16 protein-coding genes and 1 riboswitch are annotated in these 15141 nt (G+C 40.0%); of the genes, 10 read left to right on the top strand and 6 right to left on the bottom strand.

Going from position 1 to position 15141, the window contains the following annotated elements; genetic code table 11:
* Positions 1–26: 26 nt before the first annotated feature.
* The 3 genes from N782_RS01185 to N782_RS01175 all read left to right on the top strand — a co-directional run bounded on the left by N782_RS01185 (position 27) and on the right by N782_RS01175 (position 1740).
* Positions 27–1079, top strand: coding sequence for a C45 family autoproteolytic acyltransferase/hydrolase (locus N782_RS01185; protein ID WP_036815441.1), 1053 nt, complete (start codon positions 27–29; stop codon positions 1077–1079).
* Between the two features lie 15 nt (positions 1080–1094).
* Positions 1095–1325, top strand: a complete 231-nt coding sequence (locus N782_RS01180) for an excisionase family DNA-binding protein (protein WP_036815440.1) — start codon at positions 1095–1097, stop codon at positions 1323–1325.
* Positions 1326–1437: 112 nt separating this feature from the next.
* A complete protein-coding gene (locus N782_RS01175) occupies positions 1438–1740 on the top strand; it encodes a hypothetical protein (protein WP_036815439.1) in 303 nt (100 codons plus the stop codon).
* Between the two features lie 39 nt (positions 1741–1779).
* On the opposite strand, the gene N782_RS01170 is transcribed toward N782_RS01175, so the two are convergent.
* Positions 1780–2160: a RidA family protein gene (locus tag N782_RS01170; RefSeq protein WP_036815437.1), complete on the bottom strand. Its 381-nt coding sequence runs from the start codon at positions 2158–2160 to the stop codon at positions 1780–1782.
* Between the two features lie 155 nt (positions 2161–2315).
* Complete coding sequence (locus N782_RS01165) at positions 2316–3533, bottom strand: threonine synthase (protein ID WP_036815436.1); 1218 nt, start codon at positions 3531–3533, stop codon at positions 2316–2318.
* Between the two features lie 327 nt (positions 3534–3860).
* A riboswitch (SAM riboswitch) is annotated at positions 3861–3977 on the top strand.
* A 121-nt stretch (positions 3978–4098) separates the two neighbouring features.
* Between N782_RS01165 and msrA the strand changes: the two genes are divergently transcribed.
* Positions 4099–4572 carry a peptide-methionine (S)-S-oxide reductase MsrA gene (gene msrA, locus N782_RS01160; RefSeq protein WP_036815434.1) on the top strand — a complete coding sequence of 158 codons (474 nt, stop codon included), beginning with the start codon at positions 4099–4101 and terminating at the stop codon, positions 4570–4572.
* Between the two features lie 403 nt (positions 4573–4975).
* Here msrA and N782_RS01155 read toward each other — a convergent pair whose 3' ends face one another.
* Positions 4976–5494 (bottom strand): class I SAM-dependent methyltransferase, encoded by a 519-nt coding sequence (locus tag N782_RS01155; protein ID WP_036815433.1) that lies wholly within the window; start codon positions 5492–5494, stop codon positions 4976–4978.
* A 284-nt stretch (positions 5495–5778) separates the two neighbouring features.
* On the opposite strand from N782_RS01155, the gene N782_RS01150 reads away from it, so the two are divergent.
* From N782_RS01150 to N782_RS01135, 4 genes are all read left to right on the top strand, one after another.
* Positions 5779–6159, top strand: coding sequence for a thioredoxin family protein (locus N782_RS01150; RefSeq protein WP_052111089.1), 381 nt, complete (start codon positions 5779–5781; stop codon positions 6157–6159).
* Positions 6160–6228: 69 nt separating this feature from the next.
* Positions 6229–6693: a DUF2188 domain-containing protein gene (locus N782_RS01145; RefSeq protein WP_036815431.1), complete on the top strand. Its 465-nt coding sequence runs from the start codon at positions 6229–6231 to the stop codon at positions 6691–6693.
* A gap of 120 nt (positions 6694–6813) precedes the next feature.
* Positions 6814–7512, top strand: a complete 699-nt coding sequence (locus N782_RS01140; RefSeq protein WP_036815429.1) for an AIM24 family protein — start codon at positions 6814–6816, stop codon at positions 7510–7512.
* Between the two features lie 64 nt (positions 7513–7576).
* Positions 7577–7855: a hypothetical protein gene (locus N782_RS01135; RefSeq protein ID WP_036815428.1), complete on the top strand. Its 279-nt coding sequence runs from the start codon at positions 7577–7579 to the stop codon at positions 7853–7855.
* A gap of 65 nt (positions 7856–7920) precedes the next feature.
* Here the strand turns inward: N782_RS01135 and N782_RS01130 are convergent, their stop codons facing one another.
* Together N782_RS01130 and N782_RS01125 are read right to left on the bottom strand one after the other, a co-directional pair.
* Positions 7921–8595, bottom strand: coding sequence for a SecDF P1 head subdomain-containing protein (locus tag N782_RS01130; protein WP_036815426.1), 675 nt, complete (start codon positions 8593–8595; stop codon positions 7921–7923).
* A gap of 66 nt (positions 8596–8661) precedes the next feature.
* Entirely contained in the window at positions 8662–8862 is a 201-nt protein-coding gene (locus tag N782_RS01125; protein ID WP_036815425.1) for a CDGSH iron-sulfur domain-containing protein, read from the bottom strand.
* A 141-nt stretch (positions 8863–9003) separates the two neighbouring features.
* On the opposite strand from N782_RS01125, the gene N782_RS01120 reads away from it, so the two are divergent.
* Both N782_RS01120 and N782_RS01115 read left to right on the top strand, forming a co-directional pair.
* Entirely contained in the window at positions 9004–10713 is a 1710-nt protein-coding gene (locus tag N782_RS01120) for a WG repeat-containing protein (RefSeq protein ID WP_036815423.1), read from the top strand.
* Positions 10714–10998: 285 nt separating this feature from the next.
* Positions 10999–12927 (top strand): PAS domain-containing sensor histidine kinase, encoded by a 1929-nt coding sequence (locus tag N782_RS01115; protein WP_052111088.1) that lies wholly within the window; start codon positions 10999–11001, stop codon positions 12925–12927.
* Between the two features lie 88 nt (positions 12928–13015).
* On the opposite strand, the gene N782_RS01110 is transcribed toward N782_RS01115, so the two are convergent.
* Positions 13016–15058: a sigma-54 interaction domain-containing protein gene (locus N782_RS01110; RefSeq protein WP_052111087.1), complete on the bottom strand. Its 2043-nt coding sequence runs from the start codon at positions 15056–15058 to the stop codon at positions 13016–13018.
* Positions 15059–15141: the final 83 nt, after the last annotated feature.

The raw sequence follows: 15141 nt of genomic DNA, 5'->3' as shown, positions 1-15141 counted from the left end.
AAGCTGCATAAAAATGAGGGATACATATGAAGCAAATATATAGCGATGTTTTGCAATTTCGAGGGACGCATTACGATTTTGGATATATGCAAGGGGAGCTACTAAAGGATTCGTTAACGGTAGAAAATAGAGAGAAACAGTGGAAGCTACGTAAACCTAGATTTTCCGTAGAAGAGCAGGAAGTGAAAGATGCGATTCTTCGCTTTGCTCCAGGTGTTTGGGATGAGCTAGTCGGAATCAAAGATGCAATGGAATGGCCGATGGAGCGGGTGTTAATGGAATTTGGCGGATATCGTCTTGATTATGTGAAGTCAGGTTGTTCGATCTTAACCGGTGACGACTACATGGTGCGTAACTATGACTATCAGCCAAAAACGTATGAAGGTCGGTTCGTATTTTTCCAGCCAAGTGATCAAGGCTACGCCATCATCGGACCTTCTCAGCGTATTACTGGTCGTATGGATGGCATGAATGAAAAAGGGTTAGCCCTTGGTTATAACTTTATGCATCGAAAAAAACCAGGCGAAGGGTTTATTTGCTGTATGATTGGAAGGTTGATTTTAGAGAGCTGTGCAACTGTTGAGGAAGCGGTAGAGATGCTGCAAGAAATCCCACATCGCCATTCCTTTAGCTACATCGTGTTTGATGCGAGTGGCCAAACCTATGTGGTCGAGACGTCGCCGCGAGGAGTCGAGGTACGTCAATCCAATGCATGCACGAATCACTTTGAACAAATGAAAGATGAAAATAGAAATTATTTAGCCGATTCCTATCGCCGTTTAGATACGATGAATGAACAAAAAGATCAGTTGTCCTCTTCCTATGAGGCATTCCGATTATTAAATGATACCGATAAAGGCGTGTTCTCAAAGCAATACAAAAATTGGGCAGGCACCATCCACACATCAGCATATCTTCCTAAGGAGAAAAAGGCATGGTTTGCATTAGGTGGAGATCAGGAGCCTGTTGTTTTTGATTTTGATAAGTGGTTAGCTGGAGATGATGTGACGATAGAGCGTATTACTGGAGAAGTAGATACAGATCTTCCATTTCCACACATGGACAAAAACGCAAGATAGAAGAGGGGGCAGGTTATGTACTTAACCATTCAAGAAACAGCAGAATATCTAGAACTCCCAGAAACCTATATAGAAAAACTAATCCAACACAACCGCATCCGTTCCTTGCATGACGGCGAGCAATATTTAATCAACAAAGAACAATTTAACACCCATTTCGAACAAATGGAAAAATACCGCGAATACGTCCAGCAGATTTTGAATGAACCACTACCGGAGGACATGGATGTGAAGGATGAGGATTAGAGTTTGGAGAATGGTGTAGCTATGGGGATTCGTGCTTTTGAAAGGAGAAGAATTACTTGTGACTAGATAGGTGATGAGTACCTGCGTGAAAGTAGCGGATAAGGTCTGGTGAGTGAAGGATACCGAAGCGAAAGTAGCGGATAAAGCCATGGAAGTGGCGGATAACGAAGAGAAAGTAGCGGATAAAGCCATGGAAGTGACGGATACCGAAGCGAAAGTAGCGGATAAAGCCATGGAAGTGACGGATATCGAAGCAAAAGTAGCGGATAATGCCGGGAAAGTGACGGATATCGAAGCTGAAACAGCGGATAAAGCCACTAAAGTGACGGATATCGAAGCAAAAACAGCGGATAAAGCCAGAAAAGATACGGACACCCGCACCACCCCCACCAATACGCACAAAAAAAACAAGTGAGCTACCACAGCTCACTTGTTTTGCTTTCATCACTAAAATCTATTCCTTCACAGCAATTGCTTCTACTTCAACCTTCGCACCCTTTGGTAGTTTTCCTACCTCAATAGCTGCGCGGGCTGGGTATGGTTCGCTTAGGAAGCTTGCGTACACCTCGTTTACGACAGCGAAGTCATCCATGTTATCGAGATAGATGTTTGCTTTGGCGATGTGTTTGTAATCCAAGCCTGCTTCTTTCAGGATTGCGCCGACGTTTTTCATCACTTGTTCTGTTTGTTCTTTCACGTCATCAGAAACGAAGGCTTGTGTTTCTGGATCTAATGGGATTTGCCCTGATACGAATAGTAGATTTCCTAGGTCGACAGCTTGGGAATAAGGTCCAATAGCTGCTGGTGCTTGATCTGTTGCGATTGGTTTGAACATGAAACAACACTCCTTTTTGTATGATAGGAAATGGTAAGATATTGGCTCGTGTATAACTTGAAAAGATATAGAAGCCACGTCCAGCTCCAGCGCGCCATGCGCTGTTCTCATTCCATTATAGAGGTTAGCCTCTATGTAAGAAAAGGAAAACCCTTCTACACAGTAGGAAGAGTTTCTCCAGGTTCCAGTGTAGGGACATGAACATCTACGGTGTCTGGATATTTGATGCCTGCACCTGTGTTCAACACCACCACTTGATCGTCCTCTTGAATCCAATCTTGCTTTCGTAGTTGGCGGGCGGCAGCAAATGCAGCGGCGCCTTCTGGGCATACAAAAGCACCTTCCATCTCTGCGATACGCTGTTGTTCTTCTAGTAGAGTATCGTCGCTTACTGTCACCGAGCAACCATCCGTTTCATATAACGCATCTAATACGAGAAAATCTCCAAGTGCTTTCGGGACATTGATTCCAAAGGCAATGGTCTCTGAGTTAGGCCAAAATACGGAACTTGTTTGGCCATTTTTCCATGCTTCATAAATAGGGGCGCACCCTTCTGACTGTACTGCCACTAAGCGAGGCATCTTTTCGGAGTCAATCCAGCCTAATTCCTGCAACTCACGCAATGCTTTGTATATCCCAATTAGTCCTACACCGCCGCCAGTAGGATATAGAATCACGTCTGGGACTTGCCACTGGAGCTGCTCAGCTAACTCTAGCCCCATTGTTTTCTTGCCTTCAATGCGATAAGGTTCTTTTAAAGTAGAGACGTCATACATGCCTCGTTCTTGAACGGCTTGTCCAACCATTTTGCCTGCATCGCTAATGAGGCCATTTACTAAAAATAAATGGGCTCCAGATATGGCACACTCATTCCGGGTGATTTTAGGTGCGTCTACTGGCATGACGATGGTAGATGAGATCCCTGCTCTAGCAGCATATAGGGACCACGCTGCGCCGGCATTACCATTCGTAGGCATCCCTAATTCTGTAATTCCGAGTTCTTTTGCCTTTGAAACACCAACAGCTGCTCCGCGAGCTTTAAAGCTACCTGTTGGGACAATGCCTTCATCTTTCATCATTAATTGGGGAATGCCCATATCAATACCACTTTTATGCATAGTCAGTAAAGGTGTCATGCCTTCTCCTAATGTTATTACGGATGATCTATCCTTCACAGGTAAAAGCTCGTGGTACCTCCATAAGCTAGCTTCCCTCGTTGATACATCATCCCGTTTCCAATCTTTTTTTAAGGTATGTAAGTCATAAGAAACGAGAAGAGGAGAACCGCATTGGCATAAGTTGTGTACTTGATCACTATCATACGTCTGGGAGCATTTTGGACAATAAAGGTGAGAAACGTAACTGTAGTTCATCTTCATAAAACTCCTTCTGTCAGGTTTATCACCACTGTAACATACTCTGAACAGACCGTAGGTGCGCTTCCAAAATATATAAATTGTCATTTTCATAAGCCTGTGGTATTCTTATACGTAATGCCATCCCTTAAATCGTTACGACTGCGGGAACTTAACCACCTGTATGGGATGGCAGGTTATTTTTAAAAATTGAGCAAAACAACTATCATGTTTTTACATATACCTTCATACAATACTTCATAAGAAAAATTGCAGTTTATTACTTTACTTCGCTACCAAATGTATGTATGATGAGTGTTAACAAATATTTTAAATAGCGCTAACTTCTTATCCAGAGAGGCGGAGGGACTGGCCCTTTGATGCCCGGCAACCATTCAATCAATTTATTATTAATTGGAACGGTGCCAATTCCTGCAAGGTGAAGACCTTGGGAGATGAGAGGATCGTACGGTTATATACTTACGACCCCTTTCTTTGGATGAGAAAGGGGTCTTTTACGTAAATAAAAGGCTCGTCGATCTCTACGATAGAAGTTTTCGTTAAGAGAAAGGAAGAGATGATTATGGCAACAGCATTGTTTGCGGCAGGATGTTTTTGGGGAGTAGAGGCATTTTTTGAACGACTTAATGGAGTAGTAACGACTCGAGTAGGCTATTCAGGTGGCCATGTCGAGAATCCATCCTATGAGTTAGTCAAAACAGGGACGACAGGTCATGCTGAAACAACCAAAATTGAATTCGATCCAAATATTATCTCCTACCAACAACTTGTGGATGTATTTTTCGAATGCCATGACCCAACATCTATCAATCGTCAAGGTGAAGATGTCGGCTCGCAATATCGTTCCATTATCTTCTATGGAGATGAGGAGCAAAAAGAAATTGCCGAACAAAAAATCCAAGAGTGGTCCAATAAAGGGTTATTCAAACGCCCAATTGTAACTGAAATTACAGCATCTGCACCTTTTTATGATGCTGAAGAATACCATCAAAAGTACTTGCAGAAAAACGGATCCGTTTCATGTGGAATCGTGTGATGAACTACTCATCACACGATTTTTTTCTTGGGCTTTGTTAAATTCTGTTGTTGAAATAAAGAAATAGTTTTATGTTATTCCAAAAACGCAGCAATAACTGGTGGGGGCTGGATCCGTTACGTTGAGGGGTGGGGCTGCGGTGAAATGGTTCGCTTTCCGCGGAGGAACATGCGAGCCTCCTCGTTCGGTTTGCAACCTCTCTGTGGGGTCTCGCATTGTCCCTTCTTCCGCAGGAGTCTCACCATTTCCCTCCGCCCATCGGTATGAGAGATAACGGATCCAAGTAAGATAGAGCATGGTGGAGAATTATGATTATAACAGTTGATAGGAAAGGGATATACTTTAAAATAATTTAACTATCTCCTTAATCTTTTTAAAAGCTCCATCGCCAACTATTTCTAGCTTAGTTTCCTATCTTATATACATAAATCGGGGTCATCCCCATTGAAATATGCTCCTCGGGTTGATGACTTGGTAAAGCAAACGTATGGGTGATCAGTCTGGTGGAAGATACCTGACGACTAAGCTTCGTCATAGCGCCACCGTATAAATAACAAAAGACTACATCATACCGAGAGGAATCGACGAGGTAGAAGTCTTTTTTCCAAATATGAAGATTTGCATAACCGTTCATCCGTTGGCGCACCTTCAGTAGAAAAAATGGAATCCATGACGTTTCATATGCATCTACTCTCGCATTTGGAAATGCCTTGGCATAAGCAAATGCCATGGTACCAAACCCTGCTCCGAAATCAGCGATGGTCATTGGTTGGTAGGACTTAGTTAGGGAGAGTATTTCTTTTTTGATACGAGCGCTTGTTGGTGTTGGGGTTATACCGTTTTTTATTGAGAAATACATAATAGATACGAAGCTGAACATAACAACAAGTAGTACCGTTACTTGTAGGATAGTATAAACCATATAGATAACCCTCCTTTATTGCATAGCGAAATTATAAAATTCAATGCTTGTGTATAACGAAAAAAGTGATGTGGTCACGTCCAGCTCCAGCGCCTACCCCCTCGGGGTCTTAAGGCAATCCTCGCTGTGGCAAAAAACTCCACTTCGAGGCTTGCCTTAAGCCTGTCGGGGGTTACCAAGGCGATTGCGCTTTTGCTCTATACGTATGGGGGTAAGCAAAATCAGCGATTCCAGTAAGATAACCTGATATAATGCATGTAGAATAACAAAAGGTGTTGATAGAAATGAAACGTGCACAATCAATTGAAGAAGTGCGATCCTTCGTACAACAAGAAGATATCTCCATCCTATATATCTCTAGACCAAACTGTTCTGTTTGCCATTCGTTACTTCCGCAAATAGAAGAATTATTAGAAGATTATCAGAAAGTAACCACGTTATATGTAGATGCTGATGAAATTCCAGAGATTGCAGGAGAATATGAAATTTTCACTGTTCCTGTTTTAATTGTATCAGTGGAAGGAAGAGAAATGTTCCGAAAGGCCCGAATTATCCCTATAGAAGAACTAAACCAACAATTAGGCAAGCTATATAGCGCATACTGGGACGAAGGGACAGGTCCCTCGTCTCACTGGGATGAGGGGACAGGTCCCTCATCCCAATAAGTGTTTTTGGATAGGAATGGAAGGGTAACGTATAGTATAAGAGAATATACTGTTGCGGAGGTGTTTGTGATGCCTTGGGATACTGATGATTATCCAAGCTCATTAAAGAATCTAGAAACCCCTGTCCGAAAAAAGGCCATCGAGATAGCGAATGCTATGTTAGATGAAGGGTACGATGAAGGAAGTGCTATTCCGATTGCTACCGAGCAGGCCAAAGAATGGTACGAGGATGCTAGTGAAGATGAAATCCTTGAAATGAAGCAAAAAACCGACCAGAAATTAAAGCAGCGTGACCCTGAAGACCGCCAATACGATAACCGTCCGGAATTATTAGATAAAGGCGAGCATGTGGTCGCTCATGAGGATGGTTGGGCAGTTCAAGCAGCGGATGCTAAGAAGCCAGCTGCAACCTTCTCAAGTAAGGATGAGGCTGTAGACCGTGCCAAGGAGATTGCGTCCAACAAAGGAACGCAAGTCATTATTCACCGAAAAGATGGAACCATCCAAGATCATATCGGATTTAGTTCACAGTAAAAAATCATAGATTGCCGATAGAAAAAGTCCTGTCTATTCCTAAATAGACAGGACTTTTTCTATTACTAGAGAAATAATGATATATAGAAGAAATTTTTGTATGGGGAAAGGGAGTTTAAGATGAGCAATTATTCAATTGAAGAGTTTATAAAACAAACAAAACAAGATGAAAATGAAAATAGTTTCTTTGAGCTTGAGACGCAACGTATGCTTGAGGTAAATTTGACGGATGAAGTGTGGGCAAAGATGGGCTCGATGATTTCTTACACAGGGTCCATTAAATTTGAGCGTGAAGGCATTTTAGAGCATGGTTTAGGCAAGATGTTTAAAAAAGCTTTTTCGGGAGAAGGTAGTGCTCTCATGAAGGCAAAGGGTCAAGGGAAACTGTACTTGGCTGATCAAGGAAAGAAGATTACCATTTTAGATTTAAATAATGAAGCAATCACGGTAAACGGTAACGATTTATTGGCATTTGAGCCAGGCATTGATTGGGATATTCATTTAATGAAAAAAGTTGCTGGCATGATGTCAGGCGGACTGTTTAATGTATCTCTTGAAGGTAGAGGGATGGTGGCGATTACGTCTCATTATGAGCCACTTACATTATTAGTAACTCCAGATCAGCCTGTTATTACCGACCCTAATGCAACCGTTGCGTGGTCAGGCCATCTACAGCCTGAGTTTCTAACGGATGTAACCTTGAAAACATTTTTTGGTCGAGGAAGTGGGGAGTCCATCCAAATGAAATTTTCTGGAGAGGGATTCGTCATTGTACAACCGTTTGAAGAGATATATTATTCTTCTTCCTCTCAATCGTAATAGGGTTAAAATCACTTCGTATCGTCCATACTGCTCCTAAATAGGAAAAGTGGGAGCGATGCGGATGATCCATCAGTTGAAACGGATTGAGAAAAGTCCAAATCGAAGGGCGAGCCATAAAATCGTCGGAATTAGTGAGTCCGATCGAGAAGAATGGCTTTGGACAGCTTTTGTGAAAGGGAAAAAAGTGATGTGGATGTTTGTGTCTAGTCGTCCTTTAATGCTTAATGGGCGAGAAGTGCAATGGAAGGGTCAAGAGACGATCCCTCCAGAAATCGAAGCACATGTGAATCAAGTAGCTACACAAATTGGTGATTTATTTAAAACAGTAGAAGTATCATAGACATAATAGCAAAAAGAATCCTAGTGCCATGTATGGGCACTAGGATTTTCTATTCCATAACGTTCTTATTTTGTGTCAATGGATTCTAACTCCACAAAGTGAAGCCATGTTGCGATGTTGATTTTTTGAACAAGTTCCTTAGCTTCTTCTTCCGAAAAACTACCGGCAATTTGTACGGACTCCGTGTTAAGTGGAGTGGATACCCGCGGAGCTGATACATATGCTGGGTTTTCTTTATCCTTCTCTTCTTTAAAGCTTTGATTATCTTCATAGTTGATCCATATGACCAGTTGTTTTTTCCCGTTCTCTCGATTAGCAATGTCTTTCGTAATCTCGTGGAAGTGCTCTTTGTCCTTCATTTGGACAGCAATGGAAGCTGTGTCCAAGTCCTTTCGTGTGCTAACTTCTGCCGTACCGGCAACTAGATCTTTTTCTCCGAGCATTTTCTTATCGTTAAAATCACGAAAGGAAAGGTCAATTCCTTCTTCCAGCTTTTTTTGTAAGGTTTCTTTTTGAGAAGAAGAGATATCCTCGTTCAATGTCGCAGTAACCTCCCCTTCTGAACTACTAACCGACCCTTCCATTTCCAAAAGAGATAGTATAGAAGAAACAGCTTCTTTCGCTTCCTCATTATCAACATTTTCTGCGGCAGTGAAATGAAGCGTTGAACCACTAGTTCCGCATCCTGAAATGAAAATCGTTAGCATCAAACCAGCTATCATCAGCCAAATTTTTCGCATAAATAAGGGCCCCTTTTCCTACGGTGTACCTCTTATTATAAAGGATGATAGCTTGTGATGTAATAATCAGGAAGAAGGTTGTGCTCTACAAGCATCTTGGAATTTACCTTTATGAGACCCATCACAAAATGGTTTGTTTGCAGAGAAGCCACAACGACATAGAGAACACACTTTTTTCGTTTGAAAGGTATTCCCCTCTGCATCCACGATTTCGAAATCACCAGAGATAAATAAAGACCCGTTGTCTTTGACTTGAATCTTCGCCATATCAACACTCCTCTCGTAATCTTTCTTATATATATGTTTACAGTACTTGTCCTACTAATGCGAATACGCTGAAAAGAGCAAACGGCCAAGCAGTGCCTCATATAATACAGATAAAGTGTCTATAGAAATGAGGGAGTGGCGATGCATCCTAAATTATTTCCAGCACCTATTAATAGTAAAGAGGGGGAACGGTGGGGGTACATTGATGCGCGAGGGGATTTTCGAATCCAGCCCCAATTTGGAAGAGCGAATGATTTTCAAAAGAATGGATTGGCTATTGTGGAAGATGAGAATGGGAACTACGGAGTGATTGATACAAAAGGTCAGTTTATCGTAAAACCAGAATATCAATATATTGCTCCGTATCAGGATGGAAGGGCTGTTGTGTCAGACCAAAATGGTTACGGTGTTATAGATGAAAAAGGTAATGTGCTTACAAATAAGTATTATAGTTTCATAGGTTCTTATCAAGATGATGTAGCTGTATTTAGTCAACAAAAGGAAGAGGGGACATTATACGGCTATTTGAATAAAAAAGGAGAGGAAGTAATTCCCGCACAATACTTACTGGCAGAGGATTTCAAGGAGCGGAAGGCACTCGTGAAAATACATGAAAATCAATATGCCTTGCTCAATAAAGAAGGGAAGCTCTTATATACGTATCCATACCCTTACGTTGGGCAACGTGGGGATGGTTTACTTGTTTTTCAGCGCGAGACTGATGGGAAATATGGTTACATCAATGAAAAGGGAAAAGTCATTCTAGAACCACAGTATGATGGAGCTCAAGCGTTTCGGGATGGGAGGGCGGTTATTAACCGCATTGATGATTACCTTTACTATTATGGATTAATTAATAAAAGTGGCAAAAAGATTTTAGATACAGAGTACAATGATATCGAACAGTTAGGAGAGAATCGTATTGCTGTTGGGAAAGCGGTGAAGGCGGACCAACCTTATCTAGGTTCCCTTTACGCAATAGCTACGACCAATGGCGAGTTTCTTAGTGATTTTCGATATGAAAATGTACTCCCTTACAAAAAGGGGCTCGCTTCAGCGCATGATCAGGAACAAACCTTCTTTCTGAACCGTAAAGGTAAAATCGCTCAAAATATGCCGATACTACCAGGGCAAGGAACCTTATCTATAGAAGGTCCGCTCATTAAAGCAATGATTGACTATCAGTTATATTACGTGAATGATGCTGGAGAAATCGTCTGGCGTCCTAGAAAAACGATTCGATTAAACAATCAGTATCGAGTGCTACAAATGAAATACAAACCAAATCCTGATTACCTTGTCTACTATCCTATTGTTCGTGGGATGGAAGATGTGGTGGCGCAGCGAGAAGTGAATGATAAATTGAAGGATTATTCTCAAGTGAAACCTATCCCATCTGATCAGCAATTAGAATATAGCTACTACGGTAATTTTGAAATTGAATTCTTTCAAAAAGAATTACTCGTTCTTGAATTAAATGGGTCCCAATATTATTTTGGAGCTGCCCATCCTATGCCGACCAAAATCTATACGAATATCAATCTAGTCGATGGAGAGTTTTTTGAACTTAAGGATTTATTTAAGCCAGGGAGCTCTTATGTTGAAGTCCTTAGTCAGATTGTCGCTGACCAAATAGCAGAAGATGAGAATAATTTTTATACATTCCCAGATGCGTATCAAGGGATTAAACCAGATCAACCTTGTTATGTAAATAAAGAGAGCTTATTCGTTTATTTTCCTCCTTATGACATAGCTCCTTATGCTGCTGGGTTTGTAACATTTGAGATTCCATTTTCCGAGATAATCGATATCATTGATCAAGATGGAGCTTTTTGGAGGTCATTTCATTAAATCCTGCTGGGAAGCAGGATTTTTTTCTATCTAAAGAAACCATAAACATGTAATATTTCAAGAAAATATTGACTTTTCTGAATACTCATTATTATATATCACCCCTTATTTGTGATATTCTGTACATAAGTCAACCAAAGATTCTATATCATTATGTCGAATTTAGTTGAATATTGTATTATATTCCCGAACATATACAAATATTAACTGATTTAGTATAAGATAATAGAAACGGTATTTGGGAATGTTCGGAAAAGGTTAACTTAAGAGAAGAGAGGTTATATTGTGGTTCATGTTACTGGAAAGGGCACACATCTTTCAATGGAGGAATGTTTCCAATTAGTAGAATCGATGGGACATTGGGTGTGTATACACGAAAAAGAACACAATAGCATAGCTTGTCATCCTAAATTTCAACAGTTAATTAACGAACCGCAACAGGATATGTATGCAGAATCGTGGTTATCTTCTTTCCATATAAAGGATCGATCGATTTTGCGCATTATTCTGAATGACAAGCAAAAATTGCCGGCAAATGACGTGAGAGTACGTCTTTTTACGAAGGATAAAGAAGAACCTCAGTGGATTCAGTTAAAAATTGTTGCATTATCTGATGAATTAACGGCCATTATAGCGAAAACTCTGCAAACGGAAGATATACTTACTATCCCAAAACCAACATTAACTGAACCTTATGTCTCTAATAATGTAGATCATCTAATGACGTGGTTGTCGCTTATTGATAATCAAATGAGCACGCCACAACAAAATACCACGAGAGAGAATTTGTATCCTTCCCCAACAAGTTCTAGATCTGACAGCTTATACAGAAGAGTCAAAGATATCGTGGAGAAAATACCGCACGGATTTGCTGTTATTAGTCAAGAATGGGAAATAATCTATCTCAACCCAACATTAGAAGATATTATTGGGAAGAGTTTGAAAGATATATATAAGAAAAATTACTGGGATGTTTATCCAATTGATTTGTATCATAATTATTTTATACAATTCACAAAAGCGTTTGAGACAAAGCAAGTAGTCCAGTTTCAGGATTATTTATATGATGTAGGTAAAATTATTGAAGTAACAGCCTATCCATCTGATAATGAATTAACGTTATTTGTTCAAGACATTACCCAATCAAAATCATATGTAGAAGCTCTCCGCGAAACAGAGGAACGCTTTTCCTTGCTTGCTGAAAATGTGAACGAAGCATTCTGGATAGGGTCATCTTCTTTTCAAGATTACGACTACATTAGCCCTAGTTTTGAGAAGATATTTGGTATCTCCATAACGGATTTAATGAAAAATCCTTCTATCTGGTTACAATATATTCATGAAGATGATCAGAAAAAGGTGATTGAAAGTTACAAACGGATGCGCATGGATAAGGTTGCGGTTGAATTTCGTTTTAAAGTTCCGTTAGGGGAGCTGAAATGGATTCGAACCAAAGGTTATCCACTGCACCGGATGGGTAAAACCATTGTTGTAGGTGTCCATGAAGACATAACCGAACATAAGGATAAAGAAGTACTCGAGGCAAAGTCTGAGCAGTATGAAACGGTGGTAAGAGTCGCCGCCGGGATAGCTCATGAGATTCGAAATCCACTCACTTCCATAAAAGGATTTTTACAATTGATGCTTTCTAATGAAAAGGGTGAGAATCAATATAGTGGCATTATCTTTTCTGAATTAGCTCGTATTGAAACGATTGTGAATGAGTTTATGTTATTAGCGAAGCCTGAATCAGAGAAAGCATTAGTGGACACGAATGTAGTAGAGATTGTTCAGTATGCTGTCTCTCTATTTCGTCATCAAATCAAACAGCAGAATGTTCAGGTGGAAAAAGTAATTGACTCGGATATTCCAAATATAAATTCTGATCCCAAGCGATTAAATCAGGTATTTATTAATTTAGTTAAGAATTCGTTAGAAGCTATGGAAGATGGAGGAGAACTACTAGTTTCAGCATACTATGATAAGGATGAACAAAGCCTTGTCTTCAAAGTTCAGGATAGTGGTAAAGGGATCGAAAAAGAACAGCTTGAACGAATTGGCGAACCTTTTTTTACTACAAAAGAAAAAGGAACCGGTTTAGGTATCATGGTTACTACGAAATTTGTGGAAAGCTTAGGCGGAAGTCTGCATTATGATAGTGAGGTAGGAAAAGGTACTACAGCTACCGTGACATTACCTAAGTATATGAGGTAAATTAAGTAAGCACCCCGATTTTTGGGGTGCTTTTATTTGATTTACTGTCTCAGGAAAATTAAATAACATCAAAAATAGACAGACAGGGTCAATCATTGCTTTCTAAATAGTTTACTCCCTGAGCTGTTAAATTTGTCCCAGTTCGGCCTCTTCCAATTGAAATATACCCTTTATGCTGCAGTTTATGGAGTTGTGTTCTAATTTGTTGTTCGGTCATGGTTAATCCTTGTGACATGGATTCATTTATCAATTTCTGTCTACTGGCTCGTTCCCCGCGCTTGTTTATTTCATAAATGGATTGTAGAAGTGTGTCGTTTCTTTTGACGTTAACCCAGTCCTCCTCAACTACGGTAGGGGAAGGTTGTTGGTATATATATTCGTTGAGTGGTGCTGCATTTGGTAGGTCCTCTAGTGTTATTTGTTCTTTTTCCCTCACGGCAAGCATATAGGAGATGGTGTTTTTTAACTCGCGTACATTCCCATACCAATTCGTTTTCATTAGGGAGTCCATGACTTCCTGTGTGATTGTTACAGGCTCGTTGGTTTGTTCCTTCATAAAGTGTTCAATTAGTAAAGGAATGTCAGCCACTCGTTCTCTTAATGGTGGTAACTGGAGACATAATACCTTGAGTCTATGGTATAAATCTTCTCTGAATTGTCCTTCCCTTATTAAGGACATAAGGTCTTTATTCGTAGCGGCAAGTATACGAACATTGATAGGAATATTCTTATTTCCACCTATACGGCGGATTTCCATTTCCTGAATAACGCGTAGCAATCTTGCTTGTAGCTTTAGACTTACATCACCAATTTCATCCAGAAAGATCGTGCCTCCATCTGCTTGCTCAAAAAGTCCTTTTTTTCCGCCTTTCTGTGCTCCTGTAAATGCCCCTTCTTCATACCCAAATAACTCACTTTCGATTAATTCCTCAGGTAATGCACTAAAATTTATTGCCAAGAATGGTTGATAGTTTCTAGAGGATACGTTGTGAATGGAATTGGCATATAGCTCTTTTCCTGTTCCACTTTCCCCTTGAATGAGAACAGGTAGTTCAGTCTTTGCTAGTTTCGTAGCTATCTTCTTCGTATTGTCTATCATTTTACTGTTACCTATTATGTGATCAAAGGTATATTTGGCTATATAACCTTTTTGTACAAGGTCATGTCTAGCTGCTTTTTCAATCGAGATGGTTTCATCAGCATTTTTGAATATCAAGATGGTAGTGCCCTCTTGTTCAAGGTGGAACCGGTAAACCATTAGATTATAATGATTAATGGTTAAGAAACGACTTCTATCATTCTCCTTAAAAAGAAAGGAATGTAATTGGTCATTCTTCAAAATTTGCTTGATGTTCTTATTCATTGCATGTGTAGCAAAAACACCAGTGTATTGCTCCATCATCTGATTAAAAACGGAAATGTTTCCGTTCGTATCCATTGCAACAATTCCATCATTCACTCCGTCAACGACTTGTTTTAGGTGTTCATTTAATTGAACCGTTTGTTTATGCATATCTGAGATATTCTGACTTAGCTCAATAATCTTTCTTGTATATCGGTCAGAGATATCTCCTCCTAGCTGCTCTTTTAGGTGAAAATGCTCTAAGATGTCCATGATAGTAGTAATATCAATTAGTCTAACACCAATGTTTATGATGGTATCAATATGATCTGGAACTAGATGAACTTCACCAGGAGTAATGGCTGTCTTGATCCCTAAATGTTCTTGTGTGACAGCCGTGCCGGGGTGGTAAGGAATATACTCAATATGATCAATCCCAGTTTTGAGTAAAGTGTGGATTGCCTCTTCAGATGTTTCTGGGAAGTCGTTTACATATAAAACCTTTGACCCTTCTTTTAATTGAAAAAGTTGTTCAATGTACTGATAATTTGTTGTTCTTCTACTAACAATTACTTCGCAGCTATCATCAACCACATGACGAACCTCCTCATCTATTAAATGAGAGGAATAGACTATCAGTTTGTTCGTCAGCATGTTGGGGAGTGAAGTCTCTGAGGCGTAGCTTGTAATGGATATGTACTTTCCTAGAATATCTTTGAGTTGTTGGTGGAGGGTTAGTCTAGTCTCTTCTGTACCTGCTAGGAGAATAAGATCTCTTTTATTATCCAATATAATCACCCTTTAATTGGTTCTAATTGGGTATATTATAACAACCAATTCACCAAAAGATATAGTGAAAACTAGCGATTTGG

This window comes from Pontibacillus yanchengensis Y32, from assembly GCF_000770635.1.
Classification (GTDB): domain Bacteria; phylum Bacillota; class Bacilli; order Bacillales; family BH030062; genus Pontibacillus; species Pontibacillus yanchengensis.
The sequence above is the reverse complement of the archived record's forward strand: the minus strand, read 5'-3'. Positions and strand labels throughout refer to the sequence as shown.